29 protein-coding genes are annotated in these 24,922 nt (G+C 34.5%); 15 read left to right on the forward strand and 14 right to left on the reverse strand.

The features are described from left to right. The first annotated feature begins 218 nt into the window (after positions 1-218). The gene (locus tag AC0L8O_RS11165) at positions 219-3,401 is read left to right on the forward strand and encodes a DEAD/DEAH box helicase (RefSeq protein WP_473448127.1); all 3,183 of its coding nucleotides are present in this window, start codon (positions 219-221) and stop codon (positions 3,399-3,401) included. A 121-nt stretch (positions 3,402-3,522) separates the two neighbouring features. After that, positions 3,523-4,677 carry an alpha/beta hydrolase gene (locus AC0L8O_RS11170; RefSeq protein WP_473448129.1) on the forward strand — a complete coding sequence of 385 codons (1,155 nt, stop codon included), beginning with the start codon at positions 3,523-3,525 and terminating at the stop codon, positions 4,675-4,677. A gap of 40 nt (positions 4,678-4,717) precedes the next feature. Here the strand turns inward: AC0L8O_RS11170 and AC0L8O_RS11175 are convergent, their stop codons facing one another. Next, positions 4,718-5,011, reverse strand: a complete 294-nt coding sequence (locus AC0L8O_RS11175) for a Dabb family protein (RefSeq protein WP_026562554.1) — start codon at positions 5,009-5,011, stop codon at positions 4,718-4,720. A gap of 152 nt (positions 5,012-5,163) precedes the next feature. Between AC0L8O_RS11175 and AC0L8O_RS11180 the strand changes: the two genes are divergently transcribed. Beyond that, entirely contained in the window at positions 5,164-5,538 is a 375-nt protein-coding gene (locus AC0L8O_RS11180) for a nucleotide excision repair endonuclease (RefSeq protein ID WP_026562553.1), read from the forward strand. 150 nt (positions 5,539-5,688) lie between these two features. After that, positions 5,689-6,681 carry an LLM class flavin-dependent oxidoreductase gene (locus AC0L8O_RS11185; RefSeq protein ID WP_473448840.1) on the forward strand — a complete coding sequence of 331 codons (993 nt, stop codon included), beginning with the start codon at positions 5,689-5,691 and terminating at the stop codon, positions 6,679-6,681. Positions 6,682-6,718: 37 nt separating this feature from the next. On the opposite strand, the gene AC0L8O_RS11190 is transcribed toward AC0L8O_RS11185, so the two are convergent. Beyond that, positions 6,719-6,931 (reverse strand): hypothetical protein, encoded by a 213-nt coding sequence (locus AC0L8O_RS11190; RefSeq protein WP_026562551.1) that lies wholly within the window; start codon positions 6,929-6,931, stop codon positions 6,719-6,721. Between the two features lie 204 nt (positions 6,932-7,135). Between AC0L8O_RS11190 and AC0L8O_RS11195 the strand changes: the two genes are divergently transcribed. Further along, positions 7,136-8,755, forward strand: a complete 1,620-nt coding sequence (locus AC0L8O_RS11195) for a putative polysaccharide biosynthesis protein (RefSeq protein ID WP_473448131.1) — start codon at positions 7,136-7,138, stop codon at positions 8,753-8,755. Between the two features lie 149 nt (positions 8,756-8,904). Here the strand turns inward: AC0L8O_RS11195 and AC0L8O_RS11200 are convergent, their stop codons facing one another. After that, positions 8,905-9,078, reverse strand: a complete 174-nt coding sequence (locus AC0L8O_RS11200; protein ID WP_198025776.1) for a hypothetical protein — start codon at positions 9,076-9,078, stop codon at positions 8,905-8,907. Between the two features lie 97 nt (positions 9,079-9,175). Beyond that, entirely contained in the window at positions 9,176-9,469 is a 294-nt protein-coding gene (locus AC0L8O_RS11205; RefSeq protein WP_473448842.1) for a GyrI-like domain-containing protein, read from the reverse strand. A 330-nt stretch (positions 9,470-9,799) separates the two neighbouring features. On the opposite strand from AC0L8O_RS11205, the gene AC0L8O_RS11210 reads away from it, so the two are divergent. From AC0L8O_RS11210 to AC0L8O_RS11255, 10 genes are all read left to right on the forward strand, one after another. Beyond that, complete coding sequence (locus AC0L8O_RS11210; protein WP_473448845.1) at positions 9,800-10,330, forward strand: GNAT family N-acetyltransferase; 531 nt, start codon at positions 9,800-9,802, stop codon at positions 10,328-10,330. 120 nt (positions 10,331-10,450) lie between these two features. After that, positions 10,451-10,582, forward strand: coding sequence for a hypothetical protein (locus tag AC0L8O_RS11215; RefSeq protein ID WP_473448134.1), 132 nt, complete (start codon positions 10,451-10,453; stop codon positions 10,580-10,582). After that, on the forward strand, positions 10,558-10,920 hold the full coding sequence (locus tag AC0L8O_RS11220; RefSeq protein WP_473448136.1) for an NUDIX hydrolase: 363 nt from the start codon (positions 10,558-10,560) through the stop codon (positions 10,918-10,920). Before AC0L8O_RS11215 ends, AC0L8O_RS11220 begins: the two co-directional genes overlap by 25 nt. Positions 10,921-11,298: 378 nt before the next feature. Then, on the forward strand, positions 11,299-12,612 hold the full coding sequence (locus AC0L8O_RS11225) for an ABC transporter substrate-binding protein (RefSeq protein WP_473448138.1): 1,314 nt from the start codon (positions 11,299-11,301) through the stop codon (positions 12,610-12,612). A gap of 30 nt (positions 12,613-12,642) precedes the next feature. Then, positions 12,643-13,608: a carbohydrate ABC transporter permease gene (locus AC0L8O_RS11230; protein ID WP_445089228.1), complete on the forward strand. Its 966-nt coding sequence runs from the start codon at positions 12,643-12,645 to the stop codon at positions 13,606-13,608. A 1-nt stretch (position 13,609) separates the two neighbouring features. Beyond that, the gene (locus AC0L8O_RS11235; RefSeq protein WP_026562545.1) at positions 13,610-14,446 is read left to right on the forward strand and encodes a carbohydrate ABC transporter permease; all 837 of its coding nucleotides are present in this window, start codon (positions 13,610-13,612) and stop codon (positions 14,444-14,446) included. A gap of 30 nt (positions 14,447-14,476) precedes the next feature. Further along, entirely contained in the window at positions 14,477-15,442 is a 966-nt protein-coding gene (locus AC0L8O_RS11240; RefSeq protein WP_368659325.1) for an AraC family transcriptional regulator, read from the forward strand. Positions 15,443-15,721: 279 nt separating this feature from the next. Beyond that, positions 15,722-16,414 carry a copper homeostasis protein CutC gene (locus AC0L8O_RS11245; RefSeq protein WP_473448140.1) on the forward strand — a complete coding sequence of 231 codons (693 nt, stop codon included), beginning with the start codon at positions 15,722-15,724 and terminating at the stop codon, positions 16,412-16,414. A gap of 282 nt (positions 16,415-16,696) precedes the next feature. Beyond that, positions 16,697-17,782 (forward strand): tyrosine recombinase XerS, encoded by a 1,086-nt coding sequence (gene xerS, locus AC0L8O_RS11250; RefSeq protein ID WP_026562543.1) that lies wholly within the window; start codon positions 16,697-16,699, stop codon positions 17,780-17,782. 153 nt (positions 17,783-17,935) lie between these two features. After that, a complete protein-coding gene (locus AC0L8O_RS11255) occupies positions 17,936-18,187 on the forward strand; it encodes a hypothetical protein (RefSeq protein WP_473448142.1) in 252 nt (83 codons plus the stop codon). 283 nt (positions 18,188-18,470) lie between these two features. On the opposite strand, the gene AC0L8O_RS11260 is transcribed toward AC0L8O_RS11255, so the two are convergent. The 10 genes from AC0L8O_RS11260 to yeiL all read right to left on the reverse strand — a co-directional run bounded on the left by AC0L8O_RS11260 (position 18,471) and on the right by yeiL (position 24,872). Further along, on the reverse strand, positions 18,471-18,815 hold the full coding sequence (locus tag AC0L8O_RS11260) for an anti sigma factor C-terminal domain-containing protein (RefSeq protein ID WP_473448846.1): 345 nt from the start codon (positions 18,813-18,815) through the stop codon (positions 18,471-18,473). Further along, positions 18,811-19,518 carry a sigma factor regulator N-terminal domain-containing protein gene (locus AC0L8O_RS11265; protein WP_473448144.1) on the reverse strand — a complete coding sequence of 236 codons (708 nt, stop codon included), beginning with the start codon at positions 19,516-19,518 and terminating at the stop codon, positions 18,811-18,813. The genes AC0L8O_RS11260 and AC0L8O_RS11265 overlap by 5 nt, the downstream gene beginning before the upstream one ends. Then, positions 19,511-20,020: an RNA polymerase sigma factor gene (locus tag AC0L8O_RS11270; protein ID WP_473448146.1), complete on the reverse strand. Its 510-nt coding sequence runs from the start codon at positions 20,018-20,020 to the stop codon at positions 19,511-19,513. Before AC0L8O_RS11270 ends, AC0L8O_RS11265 begins: the two co-directional genes overlap by 8 nt. Positions 20,021-20,215: 195 nt before the next feature. Continuing rightward, the gene (locus tag AC0L8O_RS11275) at positions 20,216-20,578 is read right to left on the reverse strand and encodes a VOC family protein (protein WP_026561868.1); all 363 of its coding nucleotides are present in this window, start codon (positions 20,576-20,578) and stop codon (positions 20,216-20,218) included. Between the two features lie 69 nt (positions 20,579-20,647). Then, entirely contained in the window at positions 20,648-20,788 is a 141-nt protein-coding gene (locus AC0L8O_RS11280) for a hypothetical protein (RefSeq protein WP_473448148.1), read from the reverse strand. Positions 20,789-20,829: 41 nt separating this feature from the next. Beyond that, the gene (locus AC0L8O_RS11285; RefSeq protein ID WP_473448150.1) at positions 20,830-21,531 is read right to left on the reverse strand and encodes a hypothetical protein; all 702 of its coding nucleotides are present in this window, start codon (positions 21,529-21,531) and stop codon (positions 20,830-20,832) included. Further along, positions 21,503-22,039, reverse strand: a complete 537-nt coding sequence (locus AC0L8O_RS11290) for an RNA polymerase sigma factor (protein WP_473448152.1) — start codon at positions 22,037-22,039, stop codon at positions 21,503-21,505. The genes AC0L8O_RS11285 and AC0L8O_RS11290 overlap by 29 nt, the downstream gene beginning before the upstream one ends. A gap of 272 nt (positions 22,040-22,311) precedes the next feature. Continuing rightward, complete coding sequence (gene dat / locus AC0L8O_RS11295; protein WP_473448154.1) at positions 22,312-23,157, reverse strand: D-amino-acid transaminase; 846 nt, start codon at positions 23,155-23,157, stop codon at positions 22,312-22,314. 93 nt (positions 23,158-23,250) lie between these two features. Beyond that, positions 23,251-24,096, reverse strand: a complete 846-nt coding sequence (locus AC0L8O_RS11300; protein ID WP_473448156.1) for an aldo/keto reductase — start codon at positions 24,094-24,096, stop codon at positions 23,251-23,253. Positions 24,097-24,200: 104 nt separating this feature from the next. Further along, positions 24,201-24,872 carry a transcriptional regulator YeiL gene (yeiL, locus tag AC0L8O_RS11305; RefSeq protein ID WP_473448158.1) on the reverse strand — a complete coding sequence of 224 codons (672 nt, stop codon included), beginning with the start codon at positions 24,870-24,872 and terminating at the stop codon, positions 24,201-24,203. Positions 24,873-24,922 lie beyond the last annotated feature (50 nt).

Below are 24,922 nucleotides of genomic sequence, written 5' to 3' on the forward strand. Positions count from 1 at the left end.
AATTCTTTTCTTATATTCTCCAGTTCGTACACCATTCCCTCTTTTTGTTGAAAAATGAGGGAGAATTACAGCGAATCAAGAAGAGAAATAGCATTTTTTGCGCTTGCCCAGGAAATGTTCTTGATATATTCCTATTACCTATCATGAATAAATTCATGGTAAACTGTATGTTGACATTTATCTTAAAATAGTTAATCCGCTTCAAAGGAGGCCAGACATTGAATATTAAACTAAACCATCAAATCATAAAAGAAGTGTGTGGCATAACATCCTTTAAAAGGGGAAGTGCTTTTTACCATGCAAATAAAGTAGTCTTTGACTCTTATCAAGACCAGCAATATAACGCAACAGTCACTGGCACAGAAGATTTTTACGTTACAATAAAAGATGAGGGAAAAGGAGAATTTAAAGCAGCGTGCACTTGTCCAAAACTAGCTTCCTTTGATAAAGATTGTCAGCATATTGCGGCTGTTTTGTTATCAATCTATGAGCAGCAAAGGAAAGGAACAATGCTAGAAGATTCTGACTCATCAACTGAACAATTGACAGAAGGATTGTTTGGCTTATTCAATGGTTCTCAATTCCGAGCAATCAGACATCAAGATCACTTTGAAAATCGTGAAGTGTTGGAAACAGAATTTGTTTGTAAGCCTATTAAAGGAGAAGACGGGCATTACTTACTTGGAATAGAGATAAGTATACAAAATCAAAAAATTCAACATCTCCGTAAATTCTTAGAAAAATTAGAGCAAGGAGACACGATCCAGCTTTCTTCTTTTACTTTTTATCATAACAAGCATTGCTTTCTGAAAGAAGATGATGTGATTTTACAACAACTGATTCAAGTTGTTCATGACGAGAGAATCTATTATGAACATAGGTTAACACAATCCCAACTTATATTAATTCCACCGACTTCATTTGGAAAGTTATTTCCTTTGCTCTTACAAGCGCCGCTCGTGAAGATAGAAAATAAGAAAAAACGTTACCTTAGGATTATTCAGTCAAATGATTTACTCCCTATTCATTTTAGTTTGGGTAAGACTCACCATAACGGCTATGAACTATTAATTAACGGTTTGGAAAAAATGATAGTCCTACAACCATATCAATGTATTTTGTATGAAAATACGGTTACTTTTCTAGAGAATGAAGATTCAATTCGATTATTTGAAATGCAACAGATGCTCAAATCCTCCGGGACTAATCGACTTATGATTCCTCAAAATCAAATAGCAACATTTCTAGAAAAGGTGGTACCAGGTCTCCGTAGACTTGGAAAAGTATCTTTTACAACCGAAATGACAAATTTGATGATAAAAACTCCATTAGTCGCAAAACTGTATTTAGATCGAATTAAAAATCGGTTATTGGCAAGCCTTGAATTTCAATATGATCATATCATTCTTAACCCTCTTGAAACCCGTGAGCCACCAACGAATACATTGCTCATAAGAGATCTGGAAAAAGAAAATGACATTTTAAGGTTGATGGAAGAGGCTATGTTTTCTCAAACCGAAGAAGGCTACTATCTACAAAATGAAGAACTAGAATATGATTTTTTACACTATCTTGTGCCTAAGCTTCAGAAACTGACACAAATCTATGCTACAACAGCGGTACGCTCCCGTCTCTTTAAGGAAAATGTGAGACCGCAAATACGTATAAAAATGAAAAAGGAACGGATAAATTGGTTAGAATTCAAGTTTGAAATAGAAGGATTTGTAGATAAACAAATCAAAGAAATACTGGAAGCCCTTGAAGAGAAAAGGAAATATTATCGATTAAACAACGGTTCATTGCTTTCTTTAGAAACAAGAGAGTTTCAGGAAATACAACGGTTTCTTCAATCTCCTTTTCTTCAGAATCAACGTTTATCAGATGGTTTGGATATACCGTTCGAGCAATGTATTCAGCTTCTTGATTATGTTGACAGCAGTGAATCATTTCAATTAGAAGCCTCTTTCAGAGAATTTCTTCAAACAGTTCGGGAACCTGGAAGCCTTGAATTTCCAATACCAGAGAGTTTGGAGTCAATTCTTAAGGACTATCAAAAAACAGGATACAAATGGATGAAAACCCTTGCCCATTATAGGTTTGGAGGAATATTAGCCGATGACATGGGATTAGGGAAAACTGTCCAGAGCATCGCGTTTATTGTGTCAGAGCTTCCATCTATTCGTGAGACAAAAAATCCTGTTCTTATTCTATGTCCATCTTCACTCACCTATAATTGGCTAAGTGAACTTCTAACTTTTGCGCCGGAAGTACAGGCTATTGTGTTAGATGGCAATAGAGCAGAACGGGAATCCCTTCAAAAGGATTTAACAAACATAGATGTTGTCATTACATCGTATCCTTTATTACGTAAGGACATTAAGTGGTATGAAAAACAAGATTTCCATTCCGTATTTTATGATGAAGCACAAGCATTTAAGAACCCTTTAACCCAAACAGCACGGGCTGTTAAGAAAGTAAAGGCAAACAACCGTTTTGCTCTTACTGGAACTCCGGTTGAAAATTCGGCAGAAGAGCTTTGGGCCATTTTTCATGTTGTGTTTCCACAGCTGTTTTTAGGATTAAAGGAATACAGTCAGCTAACAAATAAAACGATCTCACGCAGAATTCGGCCCTTTTTATTAAGACGAATAAAAGAAGAAGTTTTACATGAATTTCCGCAAAAATACGAAGAAACAGTTACTGTCGAGCTGCTTCAGGAACAAAAGAAGCTGTATGCTGCGTATTTGGCAAAGCTTAGACATGACACACTTAAACATTTAGATAAAGATACAATCAGAAAAAACAGAATTCGAATTTTAGCAGGGATCACACGATTACGACAAATTTGCTGTCATCCAAAACTATTTGTAGACGGATATAAGGGCAGTTCAGCAAAATTCGAACAGCTCTTTCACATCATTGAGGAAGCTAAACATGCGGGAAAAAGGATGCTCATTTTTTCTCAGTTTACAAAAATGTTAGAGCTTATAGGAAAAGAGCTCACATTAAGAGGACTTTCATACTTTTATCTTGATGGACAAACACCCTCCGAGGAGCGGGTAGAAATATGCCAACGATACAATGCAGGGGAAAAAGATTACTTTCTCATTTCTTTAAAAGCAGGTGGAACCGGCCTGAACTTAATGGGTGCGGACACCGTTATCTTGTATGATACATGGTGGAACCCTGCAGTAGAAGAGCAAGCAGCCGATCGTGCTCATCGTATTGGTCAGAAAAATTCTGTTACTGTGTTAAAACTCATTTCAAAAGGTACGATAGAAGAAAAGATGAATGAGCTCCAAGATAAGAAGAGAAATCTGGTCGAAGAAATCATTCAATCCAACAGTGAGACCTCCTCAACACTTACAGAAGAAGACATAAGAGAAATTTTAATGCTATAAGCCTTCAATCAAAGATTGAAGGCTTTTCTCTATGCTTCCTAAAATTGGCGTATTTATTCCTGTCTGCCTTCTATTATACTAGAATAATAGATGAACATCGTTTTTTGAAGGAGGGACGCGAATGTTAAAACAACTAAAGAGATTCGTTCTCTCAAGTATGATTATCATCCTTTTAAGTATCATTGGCGTTATTGTAACGGTAGAATATTGGAGTCACACAGAAGCCGGAAAGGTACCTGTAAAAACTGGTGTTTTATTACATGCAGTCGATCAACGGATTGTAACATCCGGTATGAAGGTTCCTAAAATCTTTACAGGTTCTGGTGAATCCCGTTTTCACCGTAAAAATATGGCCATACCAATGCATGATGGAGCGGAAATACCAATTAGAATCTATCAACCTAAAGCAGACGGTCCACATCCCATCATTTTGTATTATCACGGCGGAGCTTTTTTAGAAGGCTATGGAAACATTCAAACACATGATAATATCGTCCGGGCATTAGCCTCTAAAACAAATAGTGTTGTCATTTCTGTCGGATATCGTTTAGCACCTACATATCCTTTTCCAACTGCAACCGAGGATAGCTATGAAGCACTAGTCTGGGCAAAGAAACATGCGAATCTATTTGATGGAGATTCATCTAAACTAGCTGTAGTGGGAGATAGTGCTGGTGGAAATTTAGCGACAGTCGTCACGATGATGGCCCGGGATAGAAACGGACCAAAGATTACCGCTCAAGCATTATTATATCCGTTAACTACGTTTCAAGATGTTTCATTCCCTTCACGTCAAATCTATGATAGCGGCTATTATTTTATATCAAGAAGTGTTATGGAAAAAGCTAGAGATAACTATACCCCTGATAAAAAAATGTGGTCAAATCCCTATACATCACCACTTGATGCCAACCTTAGCAACCTTCCTCCAGCATTCATCATATCCGCTGAGTTTGATCCATTTCGCGATGAGGGAGAAGCGTATGGGAAACGTTTAGCTGACTATAAAATTCCAGTTACGGTGACTCGATATAATGGTGTTATGCATGGGTTTGTTTCATTATATGAGGTTATGCATAGAGGAAAACAAGCTTTAGATGAAACAGCAACTTATTTAAATACTGCTTTTGGAAAACAACCTACCTATCAATCTTATAGCTTTACAATCAATGAAGAGCAATCCACAATGGAAAAACTTCAAGATCGTGGAGAAGCCTATGCAATTGGAGCTTTTTTGATGGGAAAACAAGCTTTTTCCTTAATGACATCTTGGTAATATAAAAAGGATGATCAAGTATGTTGATCATCCTTTTTCCTTATATTTCAAAATCTATAACAACAATATCAGAAAGACCGATCTCTTTTAAGTAAGAAACAGCTTCCTGGTGTTTTTCATGTGGACCATATGCTTCAAGAGCCTGTTTATCTTCAAATCGTACTGTAAGACCTACTTGGAATCCCTGGCTCCTATCTGAAAAGTTTAAACCCGCTTGAATATCGACAATTCCAGAGATTTCATTTTTTAAATTTTTCAGCTTTTGAATCGCTTCAGTTTGTTGCTCAACGGATGTTGTCTCATTAAACTTAAATATCACAATATGTTCAACCACTGCTACTCCTCCTATTATGTACACCTATTTTACTTTTCCTTTTTATTATTGCATAATTCAGAAGAGATGTTCAATTAAAAAAGGATTGTGTATAAGAAGAAGGAACGCTATAGTTAAATGAGCTTAGAACTATTAATAAAGGAAGTGTAAACTTGATTAACATAGAAATACCAAAAAGTGATGTATCGATTATTAAAAGAAAGCAACCAGAACAAGAGAATACACCTGTCATTAAATCGATTCAAGGATTTATTGATCTTCATGAAATCCCAAGAGATAAAGGCGGAATAATCTTATTTTACAACAGGCAGGATGAGCTGCTATTTGTCGGCAAGGCTAGAAAACTAAGACAACGTGTAAAAAAACATCTTGAAGACACTGTTTCTCCATTAAAAAATCACCGAGATGAAGTTTTTCGCATTGATGTTTCTATAGTGGAAGATCCGATGGAACGTGAAATATATGAAACGTATATCATCAATACACTACAAGCAAAATACAATGTAGACAAGGTGTTCTTTCATTAATTAAATTCAGGTACTATGCTTAGTTGCATAGTCCTTTTTTTCGTTTCAGGAACAATATAAGAGTATAATTTCTCAGGCTGGAAAATTGAGAAACTGAATGTCTTATATTAGACTAAGCAAAGAATAAAGAGTAAGAAAGGGGTGAGTATCATTAAGCTAAGTGTTCTGGACCAATCAGTTATAAGAAAAGGGGAAACAGCAAATATATCTTTTAATCAAACTCTAGAACTGGCAAAGTTATCTGAAGATCTGGGATATACACGGTTTTGGGTAGCGGAACATCATAATACAAGAGGAATTGCAGGAACATCACCAGAGATTTTAATCTCACATATTGCTGCAAATACGAGTACTATCCGTATTGGTTCTGGCGGTGTCCTTCTTCCACAATATAGTCCATATAAAGTTGCTGAGAATTTTAAGCTGCTAGAAACTCTTTACCCTAACCGTATTGATCTAGGAATTGGCCGCTCACCAGGGGGGTCTCCTGCAACCCGATTAGCATTAACAGATAGTCTACGAAAAAGTATGAATGAATTTCCAAGGCAGATATCAGATCTACAAGGATACTTAGATGATTCTATACCTGACTCCCACCCTTATCATAACGTTAAAGCCTATCCTGTTAGTGATGGATCACCTGAACTTTGGATTTTGGGTGTCACACACCGTGGAGCAAGAGTAGCAGCAGAAAAAGGTACGGCATTTACATACGGACATTTTATCAACCCGGAAAATGGATTGAGAGCAATAGAAACATATCGGGAGAACTTTCAGCCGTCAATTTCTCTGAAAACTCCAAAGACCAATGTATGTATCTTTGTTATATGTGCACCTACACAGGAAAGGGCAGAGGAGATCGCCATAAGTCAGGATATTTGGTTATTATCCGTAGAAAAAGGGTTAGATACACATATTCTGCCTGTTCACGAAGCGAATAATGTCAAACTAACTAAAAAGGATAAAGAAAGAATCGTGGAAAATAGGAGAAGAATGATAATAGGTACACCTAAGAAAGTTCGAGAGGAAATCATTCGATTACGTGATTACTATAAGACCGAAGAGTTTATGATTATCAATAATACCTATGACTTTCAAGAAAAGTTGCAAACATATAGGTTATTGGCAGAACAATTTCTCTAAAAAATGCGGGACATATGTTGTCACCGCATTTTACCTTTTACCGTTTTTTCTTTTTATCATTACCTAATGGCTGATTCTTAACTTTTTTCTCAAGAACCACATTTACTTGAACAAGGTTTTCAATATTCTTTACGCTTAAAACCTTCCCTTTACGCCCTTTAATTTTTACTGCATCGTCCTCAGAAGGAACATGATTTAATAACTGACACAACAAAACCGTATTTTCTTCCACAAAATGAACAACTGCCACTTTTCATTTCTCCTTTTTATCTATTTGTCAAAAAAGGATTTCTAGAACTAATCTCCATTTGTTAGTACATTGTTATATGATATGAAACTATGTATAAAAAGACACTAATATTGTTTGAATAGATTCGCTAAATCAATGGAAAAACATGCTAATATAGATAAGGTTACATTTCCAGAATAATAGACAAAGTTTTGAGGTGCTTTTGTGGAAAACAAATTTTTAAGAGGAACTTTTTTCTTAACTGCTGCAACACTTATTTCAAAGGTATTAGGATTTCTTTATATCATTCCCTTTACTGCGTTAGTTGGGATACATGGTTATGCATTATACCAGTATGCTTATAAACCTTATACGATTTTTTTAAGTATATCTACAATAGGATTACCCTTAGCGGTATCTAAATTTGTTTCTAAATATAATGAGCAGGGGAATTATAAAGCTGGACTCACCCTATTGAGGTATGGAATGCTGCTTATGATGGTCAGTGGTATCGTCTCTTTTACCATCCTTTATTCACTCGCTCCTAGCTTAGCCAGGGTGTTATCAGATCCGGACAGCTTAACAGGAAATACTGTTGAAGATGTTGAGTATGTGATTCGCCTTGTCAGTTTTGCATTATTGATTATCCCGCCAATGAGCATACTTAGGGGCTATTTTCAAGGAAGTCAATCCATGGGTCCATCAGCTATTAGTACAGTTCTAGAACAGGTTGTCCGTATTGTTTTTATTTTGGCTGGTGCATATACAGCTATACATATTCTGAATCAATCCATTAGAAATGCCGTAGGATTAGCAACCTTCGCAGCCTTTATTGGTGGAGTAGCAGGGTTTGCTGTCTTGATTGTCATAATCTTATCACGGAAAAAATTAATAAAAAAACAAATGGAAGAAAGCTCAATGAACGAGGATGTAGCAGTAATACCCATGTTTAAAGAATTAATTGGATATGCGATACCATTTGTTGTAACCGGCTTAACCATTCCTATATTCCAAAACATAGATACATTCACAATAAACAAGTTATTTCGACTTATCGACTATACATTATTAGAAGCAGAGAAGATAAATTCAGTTATTGGCTTAACCCAAATTCTCATTATGGTACCAGTATCATTAGCTACAGCATTCGGCATGTCATTAATTCCCGGTATAACATCATCTTTTACTAACGGAAAGATCGGTGAGGTGCAACATAAGATTACCCGTACATTGCAAACTCTCATGTTTTTTATTTTACCTGCAGCAATAGGATTAACTATTCTTAGCAAACCTATATTTTTGATGATCTTTGGCAATAGAAATAGTCCCGATCTAGGCGGAGAGATTATGCAATCTTATTCCATGGCATCTGTCGTTTTTGCTTTATTTACTGTTACAACAGCGATTATGCAGGGGGTAAATAAACAAAAGAAAGTCATGATTGGAATAATGATTGGAATCATAATAAAAATAGTTTTAAATATTATGTATATCCCTATTTTTAAAGAGATGGGACCTGTTATAGCTACTTATTGTGGTTTAACCGTGTCTGTCTTGTATAATGCGTACTTTATTCAGAAAACCATTGGCTTTGACTACAAGACTTTGTTTAAAACATTGAAGCCTATTATTTTTCTTTCTGCGATTATGTCAATAGCTGTAATATCTGTGAAACTATTAACAGAAAATTGGCTTCTTGAGAGTGATGATACATATTTTAATGCATGTATAGTTTCTTTTGTAAGTATTGTGACTGGGGCACTTGTGTACTTAGGGATGGGGGCGAAAAGCAATCTTTTGAATGATTTAGGAATAGCTAAGTATGGAAAATATAAAAAAGAGTAACAGAAGATTTTTAATCAGAGACTGAACGAAGAATATTTAATATGATTGAGAATTATCTCTAGAAGCAAAAGGTGATCTACGCACACACTCAAGATGATACATTGAAAATGTGCAGTAGATCATTAAGCTTTTAGCAGGAATGCCATTTCCTAAATGGAATTCAATTCCTCTTCAAAGTAAAAAGTATTTGGGTATTCTTTTAGCGTATAAGAATATCGCTTCATATTTGCGACGTAACTGCTGTTGCTTATCGTTACAATTTCATTAGTAGCCTTAAGACGAACTTTTTCATTGACTTCATATTTGTTTTGTTTATTTTTCACAACGTTCCAACTTTCTTTGTAAGAGATATTAATATTATCTCACAAAATAAGCTATTTAGTTTGGATAGAAGAAAATATTTTGCCATAATGACTATTTTCATTTCACAAGGACGCATATATCACAATAAGGATTAGTAATTAGATCATCCGTGTATCTTTCTATAATTGGTTTGTTATCCATTTCAAGCTCATTGTTTTGGATGGCTAAAAAAATATTCTTATATGCTTTTTGGATATCTACTGCTGTATGATTAACTTCGTAAACAAGGTATTTTCCTCCTGAAATTTCATTTTCACTCATTGTTTCATCTATCTCATAGTTTTCCGAGATCTCAATACATGCGTCAAATCTGCAGGTTTCAGGGTCGTCTTGCGGAATGCCGAACAGGATTGCTGATTTAAATAGATCTTTTTCTCAAGCCCACCTTTTTAATTTCTCCATCATCTTTATGTTTTCAGGACCATATGGACCAACTCTTCGTACATAAGCTACACGATAGTTTTGGAATTGTTTCAGTTTTACATTTCATTTATACATTCTTCCCTTCACGATTAGTATTTATAGGCACATTTCGAATGTAGCATGCTTAAAAATGATTTACACTTTTTTAAAATTTTGGAAATTATGTATAATATTGTTATGATTTAAAAAGCGGGAAGCAGTAACAATCTTACACATTCAAAGTTGAAATATACTACAAGGAGGATCCTGGAGATGGAAATTTTCCCAAGATTAGAAACAGATAGATTAGTATTAAGAGAAACTTCAAGGGATGATGCCGAGGGCATATTTGCTTGTTTTTCTAATGAAAATGTGACGAGATATTATGGTCATGAGACGTTAAATAATTTAGAGCAAGCTGAAGCGTTTGTCGAATTTTTTGCAAACAGTTATAAAGAGAAAAAAGGAATTCGTTGGGGAATTGAAAGAAAAGGAATACAGGGAATAATCGGTACAATTGGATTTAATGCTTGGTCTCCTAAACATAAACGAGCAGAAATAGGATACGAAATACATCCAAGCCAGTGGAGAAAGGGTTTCACTTCCGAAGCAGTCTTAAAAGTAATCCAATATGGATTTGATGAATTGGGCCTTACTCGTATAGGAGCTGTTGTTTTTACAGAAAATGAAGCTTCTAATCAATTGCTTTCCAAAGTAGGATTTCAAAAAGAAGGGATTCTTAGAAATTATATGTATCAAAATGAAAAGGCGTATGATACATATGTTTATTCCTTGATAAGAAATAGTTAATGTTCTTTTAGGTAGCGGGTACAATCCAAAAAACCTAGAGGACGATGAAGACAATAAGTAGAATAATCTAAAGTTAAAAGTATTGATGTTATCTTAACTATTTGATAAGGGGATGAAAAAATGGATGCTACATTTAATCTGGAAAAAGCTGTATTTAATTATAGGGTAGCAGCAATTATGATTGAAAAAAATCATGTACTAATTCACAAACAAGTAAATGATCAACATTGGGCTTTACGGGTGGAAGAGTAGAAGTACTAGAAGATTCACGAACAAGTATTACGAGAGAAATAAAAGAAGAGCTGGGGTTAGATATAATAGTAAATAATTTGCTATGGTTTACTGAAAATTTTTTTGAATATAATCAGAAAAATTTTCATGAAATAGGCTTATATTATGAAGTTTCATTTAAAAGTCAACCTATATTTAGTAGCGAGGTTTTTTATGGAGAAGAAGGTGAAAGACTAATTTACAAGTGGACTCCTATTGATGAATTGGGAGATCTATTACTCTACCCTGAATTTCTTAAAAGCTCACTAAAAAAGTTACCTAAGTCAACCGAACATGTTGTTATCGGTAAAAATCTTTGAGTTTTAGACTTAGTTTGAAGAGCTTTACTTGGTGTTAATTAATCGTGCAAGCAGAGTTTGTATTTGTGAAGAGTTACAATTCTCCTAAATGATCTCTGCCTGCTTTTTATAGAATGGTAAACTTATACAGCAACGAGAGTTAATTTTTCATAGAAAAAAACACAATGAGGATCAAGCATTGTTTTCAGATATTTACTATAATTAAAACAACTCTAAATCAGGAGGATGTTCTGTATAGTTACTTCTAGCCGGAAGGAGGAAAGGACTATTATGCATTATATTGAGTTATAACAAATTGTAAGCGTTAACATTATTTTGATGATTTATTAAAGGATGTCCAATATTGTACAAAAGTTAACCGCCAAGGAGGTATTTCAGGTGTCTTTCCACGAAAAAAATGTAGCTATTCTTGTCATTTTCGTTTTATTGGCAGGTTTAATGTCGGGTTGCAGTTTTACAGTAAATGGTGCGAATACAGGGGTTAAAGACGGGAAAATTCAGCTTCGAGTTACCTGGTGGGGATCTCAGGATCGCCATGATAAAACCTTAAGAGCTATACAATTATTTGAAAAAGAGAATCCGGATATACATGTTATTCCTGAATTTACAGGTTGGGATGGCTATTGGCAAAAATTAGCGACTGCAGCTGCAGGTAAAAACCTGCCTGACGTTATTCAAATGGATTATGCGAAATTAATGGAATATATCGATCGCGACCTAATTGTCGATCTGAACCCATATGTTGAAACAGGCACACTAGATTTGAGCGATGTTGGTAAGGCGTATATTGAAGGAGGATATGTTGATGGTAAGCTTTACGCTGTTAATTTAGGCACGAATTCTCCAGCGATTGCGTATAATCCTGAAATGTTCAAAAAAGCGGGAATAGAAGAGTTTAAGCCAGGTTATACATGGGAGGATTTCGCTAAAACTTCCATGCAGCTCCAAGAAAAATTCGGAGAAGGTGTGTATGGAGCAGGGGGAATAGCAAATGCTCTGCCATGGTTTAACATTTATTTAAGACAACATGGCTTTGAAGTATATAATAGCGAAGGAACGGGACTAGGATATGAAGATGACAAATTACTAATAGATTATCTTCAATATTGGGATGAGTTGTTAAAGGATGGCATTGCAGCACCACCAAAGGTAACAACGGCAATCCAAGGCCTTGAAGATGAATTAATTGTTCATGAAAAGTCTCCTTTTCTTTGGTTTCACAGCAACCAAATTGTGGCTTTACAGCAATCAGCTGGAAAGGACATTAAATTAACTGTTTTCCCGAGCACTTCTGGTGGAAAAGAGGGACTCTACTTAAAGCCGTCTCAGTTCTTCTCTATCTCAAAAGATTCAAAACATCAAGAAGCGGCCGCTAAATTTGTTGATTTTTTTACAAATGATATAGAAGCCAATGATTTGCTTGCTGCCGAAAGAGGGGTCCCAATTTCAAAAAAAGTTCGGGAGCATTTAAGGCCAAAAATGAATGATGCAGGGAAAGAGATGTTCGACTATGTTGAACGAGTTGAATCCCATTCAAGTCCAATTTATCCACCTGAACCCTCTGGATCAGGAGAAGTAGGTATATTGTTTGATCGAATTATAGAGCGATTAAATTATGGAAACATCAGTGTGGAAGAAGCGGCCACTCAATTTAGGGAAGAAGCGGAAGAAATATTAGCTAAAAACAAATAAATATTTTTTATACCGTTGGAGGTGTGAAGATTGAAAGCGGATACAAACACAAAAGAGATACCGAATATTGAAGTAGTTACTCAAAAACGTACAAAAGTCGCTAATTTAAAGAAAAGTTTAAAAAGGGAATGTACAGCTCTTGCGTTTATTTCACCATGGTTACTTGGATTTCTTGTTTTTACAATTGGTCCAATGATTGCTTCACTCTATTTGTCATTTACGGATTATGATATGTTAACAACTCCAAAATGGATCGGTCTCGAAAATTACATCAATATGTTTACAGAAGACCCGCGATTTTGGACCGCTCTTAAGGTAACGTTTACGTTTGTGTTTATATCTGTGCCATTAAAGCTTGCGTTTGCTTTGTTTGTGGCGATGTTATTTGTAAAACCTCGGCGTGGAATCGGTGTTTACCGGGCTGTTTATTATGTCCCATCAATCGTAGGCGGAAGTGTAGCCGTCGCCGTTATGTGGAAGCAGCTGTTCGGATTGGAGGGAGCAGTGAATGGCATTCTTGGTTATTTTGGAATAGAAGGACCGAACTGGATTGCAGATCCGAACTTTGCTTTGTGGACGTTAATTCTTCTCGTTGTTTGGCAATTCGGCTCTCCAATGTTGATATTTTTAGCAGGACTGAAACAAATTCCTGCCGAACTTTATGAGGCTGCTGCAGTTGATGGTGCAACCAAATTTAGTCAATTTATAAGAATAACTCTCCCGATGCTGACGCCGGTCATCTTTTTTAACTTAGTCATGCAGGTAATTGGTGGTTTTATGACCTTCACGCAAAGCTTTTTAATTACTGCAGGTGGTCCACTCGACAAAACGTTATTTTATGCGGTGTATTTATATGAGAAAGGATTTACTTCTTTTCAAATGGGATATGCATCTGCAATGGCGTGGATTATGTTAATCATTGTAGCGATATTTACGGGATTGATCTTCAAGTCATCTTCTGCATGGGTTTATTATGAGTCGGAAGGCGGGAAGTAAAATGAAAAAATCGACAAGAAGCTTTGTCTTTCACTTTTTCACAATAAGTATCGGTTTTGCCATGCTTTATCCAATTTTGTGGACATTGGCCAGTTCTTTAAAACCAGAATCAGAAGTATTCAAAAATGCAGCTTCTCTGATTCCCAATGCTTTGGAATGGGGAAATTATGTTCAAGGCTGGAAAGGTTTCGGAGGTATTACATTTGGCTCTTTCTTTTTAAACTCAGGGCTTGTAACATTACTTGTAGTAATCGGTACACTATTCTCGTCTTCATTAGTTGCTTTTGGATTTGCCCGTTTGGACTTCAAATTTAAGCGTGTATTGTTTATCTGCTTATTAGGAACAATTATGCTTCCGACACAAGTCACTTTAATCCCTCAGTATGTCTTGTTCCACAATCTTGGATGGGTGAATACATATAATCCTTTAACATTACCCGCTTTCTTTGGGGGTTCTGCGTTTTTCATTTTTTTAATGATCCAGTTTATTAAAGGTATTCCAAGAGAATTAGACGAGGCTGCTGTTATAGATGGATGCAGCACTTTCGGAATCTTTTACAGAATTATCCTACCTTTGATGAAACCGACATTGGCAACCGTTGCTATTTTTTCTTTCTATTGGACATGGGACGATTTTATGGGGCCATTAATTTATCTAAATGACCCGAATTTATTTACTGTATCTCTAGGCTTACGATTGTTTTCCGACCCATCATCAGTGACAGAATGGGGACCGTTGTTTGCGATGTCAATTGTTTCGTTGTTACCGGTGTTTATCATCTTTTTATTCTTTCAAAAGTACCTCGTAGAAGGCATTTCGACAACCGGGCTAAAATAATCATTAGAAAGTGAGGCAGGAGGTCTATTGGTGAAAACATGTAATCTAGCTTTCTACCGTAACAGGGGCAATCCTAAATCAGATAATTTTGATTTCCATTCTCATTCGGATTTTGAAATTTATATGTTTCATGGAGGGAATTGCAACTACTTAATCAATAATACGGTTTATTATTTGCAACCAGGGGATATTATTCTGATGAATGGATTAACTCTTCACCGCGCGAATCCGTTGCCCCCAGAACCATATGAACGAAGTGTTATTCATTTTTCTTCTGAATTGATTCAATCAAACCTGGAGGTTCTTGACTTTCCTGAATTATTAAGCCCTTTTAATACCTTTAACAATTGCTTGTTTCGTAATATACCAGGTGATTTGCTGTCACGCATTGAGAAGTTGATCGGAAAAATTGCAGATTTATATGAAGAGAGCAAAAAAACATCAATGATTTATGACATGGCATTAAACTGCCGTTTTAGTGAGGCGAAAATGCAAACATTGATGATTCAACTGTTATTTGAAATTTTCGAACTAAGTCAGACTCACTTAAATAGACTTATTCAAGTTGAATCTGAAAAGGCACAACATGTAAGAAGGATAATCTTGTGGATTGAACAGCATTATCATGAAAATGTAACATTGGACAGTATTGCCAAAAGCCTCATTATCAGTAAATATTATATGTCCCATATATTCAAAGAGGTAACTGGAGGAACCATCATAAAATACCTTATGGGATGCAGAATAAATCGAGCAAAAAGACTGTTGCAAACTGAACCCAAAAAGTCAATATCAGAAGTAGGGTTAGAAGCTGGATTCAAACACACCTCTCATTTTAGTAGAATATTTTTAGAAAAGACTGGAATGACTCCATCAGATTATCGAATGAAATATTGTAAAACCCAACAATTTTCTTCAGCAACAGAAAATATGTTTTATTTAAACGATAGAAAAGGGCAAAGTGAGAGAGTTTGCTCTACGATCGAAGTAAATTAAAAAGATAACAGTTATATGTACTAGGAATTTCGGCATACATTATTAGCATTTTCGCAAGCACCAATCATTCATTGTACTGCACCCCAATTGATAGACTCAATCGAACAATTAGGGTGCAGTGCGATTCAGCTCGATTTAAACTATAAGCACCATACTATTAAAATAACAAAGGTTCATCACCTAATATAACAGCTGCATATTAACATTTCCGGTTTATTTCGAAGACAGAGAAATATAGAGAAATGCCGATAGTTAGATAAAAGAAAGGACTGAATAAACGTGGTTTTAGAAGTTATTGCCACTTCTTTAACAGATGCAAAAGACGCACAAAAAGCTGGAGTAGATAGAATTGAACTGGTCACAGGAATAGGTGAAGGTGGATTAACACCAAGCTATGGAATGATCGAACAGGTTTGTGGCGAAATAAATATACCGGTAAATGTGATGATCCGTCCGCACAGCCGCTCATTCATCTACAATCGGGATGATGAAAAAACAATGGTAAAAGATATTCAAGTATGCAAAAAACTTGGAGCAACTGGAATTGTCATCGGTGCACTTACTGAAGACCGTTCTATTAATCGAGAGACATTAGATCGACTAATTGACGCATCAGATGGGTTAGATATCACATTTCACCGTGCATTTGATGAAGTTCGAGATCCGATAAGATCTTTAGATATTTTAATGTCTTATAAAGAAATATCACGAATTTTAACGTCAGGTGGAAAGAATAAAGTCCCTGATGCTGTTATAGAAATTCAATCATTACTACAACGATCAGCTAACTCACATATTGAAATAATGCCAGGATCTGGATTGACAACTGGTAACTTATCGCAATTTATGGAACAAGTCAATATTTCTGAAGTTCACTTTGGATCTGGAGTTCGGAATCAATTAAGTTTTTCAGAATTCATTGACCCAAATAAAATCAAAATCATAAAAGATATAATGAAATCATTCTCATAAACAATGTAAACTTTTTGGAAAATACAATTCTTCAAATGAATTATTTAGTTGGCATAGATATTGGAGCTGCTTACATAGTAAACCGAATATTTAGTGTAGATGAGAAAATCATAAAATAACCCGCCTGAATAATACAAGAGGAGGAGAAGAATTTGAAGTTGATTTCCTGATACCATGATGTCTAATGATATCAAATATATTATTACGTAAAATATAAATTTGACGTAATAAACTGAATAATTTATAATGAGAGTATAGAAAAATCGTCTCGGGGTGTATGTTATGGCTTCAGAATCACAGCAACAGCATTATAAAAAATTACAAGTGTTGCTCAAAGAATTACCTTGGTATGTTGAAGAATACATTGATCATAAACGCAGAAAGCTTTCCGCAGCATCTTTGCTTAATTACTGCCATGATTATAAAATTTTCTTCAATTGGATCATGTCTGAGCAACTATACGCTGGCAATCTAAAAGATATTCCATTAGAACTGTTAGAAACATTAACTGTTCAGCAAGTTGAAAGCTTTTTATACGTATTACAGTACGAACTACATAACAAAGAAATTACCGTCAATCGTAAATTATCAGCTTTAAAGTCCCTATTTAACTACTTGCAAAACATCGCTGAAACTCGTGATCTTAAGCCATATATTCAGCGAAATGTTATGGCGAAAATCGAGTTTAATGAGCTTAAAGACAGCATGGAAACGATCGCGAACAAAATTGAAGGAAAAATTCTCCTTGGTGATGAATATGAAAAGTTCCGCCGGTTTATTGCTCATGATTATGGCGAATTGAATAAGGAAAACAAAAAGCTATTTAACTTTTACCAGCTAAATCAAGAACGCGATACGGCCATAGTTTCCTTGATATTAGGCTCAGGACTACGATTATCAGAGGTTGTAAACCTTGATCTAGATGACATTGATTTCAGTAAGTATACAGCACGCGTGATACGTAAAGGAAATAAAGAACAATTCGTTTTCTTCAGTAAAATAGCCATGGATGATCTTCAGGAATATTTAAAAATTAGAGAAAGTCGCTATAAAGTTGAAAAAAATAACAAAGCCTTATTTGTAGCAGCTCCGATGGGTCCCAAAGGAAAATCAAGACGATTAACAGGCCGATCTATAGAGAAACTAATTGAAAAATATGCTGCAGCATTCGGAAAACCTTCGTTATCTGTACACAAATTAAGGCATTCATTTGCTACAAGATATCACTCAGAAATCAACGATGTACCAAAGTTGCGACGTCAACTGGGTCATTCTTCCATTCAAACGACGATGATATATACACATATACGTAACGATGATTTAAAAAGTGCTGTGGATCGGATGGATATGCCGAAAGATCAGGAATAGCCCCTTTTAAATGATAATATTTGCTTAAAAATGCTTAAAATCGGTATACAGAACATTTGTTCTAATAAATACTTAGCATTTGTAGATCTAGATTTTTACACATCAGCTAGATAAGTATTATTTACTTAAATAACCAAATAAGGAATGATTGCAATGTGGAAATTAGTAAATGGTAAATTAATTCAGACTACGGATCAAACGCGAATAAAATTTAGAACAAATATCAGTAAAACAATTATTGAACAGTTAAATGAACTTGCTAATAATCATGATACTCATCCAAATTACTTAATTGAAAATGGCTTACAACATGTATTATCACAACAAAATGTCATTCATTTTGATAAAAAAACAGACCAAAAGATCGCGTTCAATATAAAACAACATATGATAAAGAACTTTTAGAACAAGTTAAAGAATTCTCAAAAGCAAATAACGTATATATAAATGATGTTATAGAATACAGTGTGAATTTTATTAACTTTAATAATATTAAAAATAGCAGCTATAAACATCGAATAGAAAAGAGCTGAAAATCCGTAAAAATATGTGTTTTTTATAACGCCCCGAACATAATATATATTATACGAAGTTAATCTAAAATGATAAATTCTGTCTCAAAACCTAAGATTACTCAAGTGATTGAGACAGAATAAATTTTTAACATTCATAAAAATTTTCAACAAACTTATTTATTCGGATCAATTGTTACACCTAATTCTGCAGCGCGGATTTCTTTTGCATTCATAAGCTCTGTTAATTCGCCCGCACTACCAGTCACAACAATACCTAAAACCTTGATATCTTGAGGAGAAATATTCGCATGTTCTCCTTTTAAATACCTATATATACGGTCATATTCTTCATAATATTTTCCACCTTCATTATTTAAACCTGCTTTAATAGATTCGATAAATCTCTCTTCATTTTTTTCCGACTCATCTTCATTAGTAAAAATATGATCGTAACCATATATATATGTGGATATCTCCGGGAAACTAGGTATTACTTCTGTTTCATCACTATTTTCAATCGTTACCTCCCCCTTTTAAACGCTCTACATCTGAGTATGTATCAGCCCAATACCACTTTAACGTTATGTTATTTGGTAAGAATTCTCGAACTTCATTAGGGGTATAGCTTCGGTCAAAGGATAGTCCCATCTCCATTAATGTTTCACTTGGATAGTCCTTAAGATGATTAAGATCATTTCTTACATAATCATAATCTACACTTGGGTGATAAAATTGCATCATTCTTTGTTTTGTTTCTTCATCATAAGACCGATTTTGCCCATCTCTCCTATCAGCCATTTGAAACTGTCGATCTCCCTCTACACTTCTTACTCCTCCAAATATACTATAATTAAACACTTGATTACTCCAATTAACTGGTGTTCCTTCTATTTCTTTGTATCTATTGTAGGATAATGTACCATTGAACAAATCTCTTCCTATAAATTCCGGACCTAACTCCTCTACGTTTGGACGGGTAATTTGATTAAAAAGTTCAACATCTTTCATTGCCTTTTCTTGATTCCACCTCATAAGCGAAAGCCAACTAAATCCTAAAACCACAAATAGTATTAAAACAACTATAATCGTGATACAAATGGTTCGAAGAGTACTGATTAGTTTTGCTTTTTTTATTATTTTATCGTATGTTTGGTTTGAATTATTTTCATTAAACAGATCATTAAGCTCCTGCTCTTTGTTAGTAATCTTGTGATCATTCATCTTTTTCTAACTCCCTTCTATATAAATCTTTAAACGCTTCTCTCGCCCTGTACAAATATGTTTTTAATGTTCCTGGATTAAGATCCAGCATTTCAGCAATTTCCTCGTAGCTTAGCTCTATATCATATTTCATGACTAACAGTTGTTTATACAGGGGCTTTAATTGATCAAGTATGATTTGAATATCATTTCTTAGTTCTTTGTTATGAATATATTCTTCCGGTAATGGTGCTTCATCAACTAATTCATAATTATCGAACGATATTTGTATTTGTTTTTTCTGCTTCCGACAAAGATCGTAGTAACGATTAATTGCTACGCGAAATAGCCAACTGAACACTTTACTTGTATCCACCGAGTCCATGTATAACAATAATTTGTACAATGCATCCTGAACAATATCTTCAGCATCTCGAGGGTTTCCTCCAATCTTGATTAAATACTTGAATATAATGTCTGATTTACTGCGTAATAATTTGTGCAGATCTGCTTCCTCAATCAATAACTCCCCTCCTTCCGCTTATATAACGTATATAATCTAAGAAAGTTAACACATAAAAGAATTATTTTTCAATTAATCGATAAAAGTCTGATACTTTTGTCGTGCAAAATGATATAAAATCACATACAAAAGAGCTTAGAAATTTTCCTAAGCTCTTTGTCATTTATCTTTATCTCAAAACCGAATGATAAATAGCTAAACTTCTTGAATCATTTCCACTCTGTTTCCGAAAGGGTCTCTGAACTCAAAACGATCAAAACCTGGGATTGGTACTCCTTCGATTATCTGAATTTCATTTTGTTCTAATACATTTCTCCAGTATGATATATCCTCCACTTGATAAGCTAAATGGGCTTTTGTTTTTAAACGGTCAAAACCATCTTCTGTACCTATATGTACATCCCTATCTCCGACTATTAACCAAAATCCCCCACGACCCTTTAGTGATTCGGGTTTTTCCTTCTCAGGTAAACCGAGAATTCCACAGTAGAAATGTCTTCCCTCTTTTTCAGCACCTTTTGGTATGGTTATTTGAGCATGATGTATGCCTAGGATCATAAAATCTCCTCCAATATCATATATTTTTCTTTTACCAATAGCATTTTAATGACCTAGTGTGAAAAATAATCAGCTAAACAATAAGTACAAGACAATGACGGCCACTACAACAAACCCTCCAGTTGTTGGGCTTCCATAGAAGGTTCTATTCCAACTATCATCCGTCTCAATTTTGCTTTTTTCACGGTTTTCTTTGTTTTTATCCTTCATTACTATCACCCCTAGGAAAAAGGTCTTATCCCTATAATCAACTACTCCACTTTAAAATCAATACTATATTTATCACTTAGTGACTGTTTTACGTCATTCGATACATCATATTGTAATGTTATGTTCCCCTTATCGTTTTTATATTGCTTAAATATGTTCTTTTCAGTAATGATCCAGTCTGATTCTTTTTTGTGAAAAATAACATATAAATACCTTTTATAATTCTTTTCTGCTTCAACCGCTACATCTTCCACTGAATATAAGATAACAGTTTGTTGATCAGCAAATAAAGGCTTAAGTTTCTCTATAACAATTGGTCCTTTTTGAGCAGTTGTTTCATTCAAAGAATCATCAGTCAATCTTATAGAGCTTTCCTTTCCTAAAGTTCCAAGATATGTCTCATAGTCACCTATATTAAAAGCGGATATATGTTCTCTGTATGAGGCTTCTATTTCAGTAACCGTTTTCTCGCTTTCGATTTCACTGAGCACTTTATTATTTTTCATTTGAAAACCATTTTCCAGAAATGGCTTAAGCACTAGAAAGCAAATTAAACATAGACATACACAAGCTAGTGTCATTCTACATGCTCTATATCTATATTTTTTTCGATAATGATTTGATTGATGAGAAATTTTGCTCTGAATTTGGTCTTTAAGTAAAGTTTTTCTGTCGTTGTTCCAGATAATTTCACTGTTTAACTTGTGTAATTTTTCATCTAGTGAAAGACGTGATTTCTTCATAGTCTTCCTCCTTTAACAACAACTTCTCAAGATTCTTGTTTGCTCTGTGTAAGGTTGTCTTAACCTTTGATTCCGTCCAATTTAATATCTCTGCTGTTTCTCTTATAGAAAATCCCTGAACCTTTCTTAAAAGGATCACTTGTTTTTGAGCCACTTTTAATCCATTTAAGGCATCTAACAAACGTTTACTTTCTTCTTTCACTTCAACGATCTTTTCAGCAGAAGGATAAACCCTAGTTTCTTTTGAAAGTCCATGTAGTAATCTTCTAATCTTAGATTCTTTTCTAAAGAAATCCATTGTACAATTGTGGGCAATCCGAAACAAAAAATTTCTGACTTTATTTTTATCATTTATATGTATCTGGTATTGATACGCCTTTAAAAAAGTCTCTTGCAGAATATCTTCTGCAGTTTGTGAGTTCTGCACCATCGAGAATATATATTTTAAAAGTGATACGCTATATTCTTCATACCACCACAAGAATTCATCTTCATCTGTACACTTCATCAAAACACCCTCCGCGGATTACTTGCTAGCTGACGTATCGTGTCATTTGCGATCTGACACTTCCAAAATTTAGCACCTTCTTAAAATACCATATAATTACATTCTTTTAAACAAGCATTGTAACTATATTCATAGAAAATAAGAGCGAAGCTTAGCATAATGATGTTTTTATAAATAACAGTTGATTATTCAAGGAAGAAATATACTCTATTTAAATTATTCAATTAAAAAATCCCGATTTAATAAATAAATCAGGATAGATGAGATGAATATTATAACTGTTTAATTTTTTCCTCATACTTCGTTTGAATTAACTTTGTCATCTCACCAGGTTTACCGTGACCAATAGGGCCTTTACCTTTAATTTCAATAATCGGAGTTATTTCTGAAACTGTTGCGGATGTAAACACTTCATCACTAGTCAACAAGAAGTCTACTGTAATCGTTGTTTCTTCAACCTCAATTCCAAGTTCTTTTGCTATTTCAAGAATTGTAAGTCTAGTAATCCCGTTTAATATAAGATTATTTGCTGGAGATGTATATAATTTATTATGTTTATAGACAAATACATTTGAGACACTACCTTCTGTTATAATATCTCCTCTATGCAATATCGCTTCAAATGCATCTTCTTTATTTGCCTTCGTTTTCGCTAATACACTTCCAAGTAAATTTAAGCTTTTAATATCACATTTTGTCCATCTTTCATCTTCGTGTAAAATAGCAGATGCACCTTTCTCCATTAGTTCAAGTGGTCTTTTCGCCTCTTCAACATAAGCAATTAATTGAGGTTTTAATTCTTCTTTATTATAAATATGACTTCTTGGTGCAGTACCTCTCGTTAATTGTGTATACACATATCCGTTTTCTATCGAGTTTCGATCCAATAGTTCTTCAAACATCGACTCCAGCTGCTCTACATCCAGTGCTGAATCGATATCAATTTTTCTGGCACTTTCAATATAACGGATTAAATGCTCTTTCAATTTAAAGTACTTCCTATTGTAAAATCGAATTACTTCATATACTCCGTCTCCAAATTGATATCCGCGATCATAAATTGATAGTTTGACTTCAATTTCATTCATGAACTGATCATTCACTAAAAACTTTTTCATCGTATCCACCGCTTTCTTTAAAACTGAAAATGTTTAGGCTAAAAGCTCATCTCAACAAACGAAATGTGCACATTCTGTATATAAAAAGCTAGTTTAAAATTCTTCATATATTGCGGGATCTTGATTATTCAATCTGCCATTAGTTCGAGACAATGATGAGATCTGCGCCATTTCTTCTTCATTCAGTTTAAAATCAAATATTGAAATGTTTTCAAGTTGCCTTTCAGGGGAAGCCGATTTTGGAATTGAGATAGCTCCTAGTTGATAATGCCAACGTAATATGACTTGTGAAACAGTCTTCTTATGAGCATCTGCAATATGCTGCAATGTGCTAATCTCCAGTACATCATTTGCACGGGCTAATGGACTCCAAGACTGTGTTGCTACATGATGATTTTCATGCCACTTTCTTTGCTCCGCTTGATTAAAAAATGGATGTAATTCAATTTGATTCAAACTAGGTTTCACACCCGTTTCCTGATCAAGACGTTCGATATGTTCAGGTAGAAAATTACATACACCGATTGAGCGGATAAGACCTTGTTTTTTTGCGTCAATTAGCGCTTGCCATGCTTCCACATAGTGACTTTGCTTCGGGTTCGGCCAATGAATAAGGTAGATATCGTAATAATCTAAATTCGCACGATATAGTGATTCTTGAATCGCGATCATGGCTCTTTCATACTCGTGATATCTTCCAGGCAGCTTAGACGTAATAATTAATTCTTCTCTTGAAACAGAACTTCGTCTAACCGCTTCACCTACTGTACCTTCGTTTTCATAATTATAAGCAGAATCTAGCAAACGATATCCTAATTGATCAACGGCATATTGGATCGATTGAACTCCTTGATTCCCTTTTAAATTATATGTACCTAAACCAACAACAGGTATCGCTAATCCATCATGTAACGTAATTTCTGGAATTAATTTGTCCATTTTATTCCTCTCCCTTCGTATTTTTAGGTTACCATAATTTTGAAACCTTTTCATAGATAATGTGGTCTGAGTTGCAGACTGATGTCATATTTAAATCTCAAGTATTATAGATTCCATAACATCTCTGCTAATTCATACAGTGAGTTAGGTTGTTTTATTCTATAGTAACGACCCTCTTTTTGTATATAACCCCTTTTGGAAAATTGTGAAACAACATGCATTAAGTGCCGATAAGATACACCCAAAAACTCACAAACTGTTACATGCTTCTCTTTATAAATACCGTTATCAGAAGTTTGTAGGATAAATTCAGCCAGACGATTTTCAAGTGGAAACGATAAACTTTGTGAGTACTTAGCGGCCATATTTGTTGCTTTCATACTTAAAAATTTAGTTAATTCCCTTAGAAATACCACATCTTCTAATAATGTTTCACGACAGCTATGAAAAGGAATAGCAAAACATATTGTCTTTGTAGAAGCTTGAATCCCTTTTGTATAATAAACATCATTTAATAATTCCATTTCTCCAATGTAATCATTCGCATTGATAAAATTAAGTAAAGAGACTTTTCCGTTTTGGTGTGTGACATATATCTTTGCTTTTCCTTCGATAACATAAAATAAATAAAATGGTCTTTTTCCTTCTTGAATAATCCATTCATCCCGTTCATATTCATGTACTTCTATAAATTCTTCAATTGGGAACGAAAATAACTGGTTAATCGAATGATCTTTTATAAATCTTTGTTTTTTTTCATTTTTATAAATTTCCATTATTCACCCCAAAATATGAGATATCTCCTATTATAATGCACAAAGATAGT

The organism is Metabacillus sp. KJ11-3, from assembly GCF_055808295.1.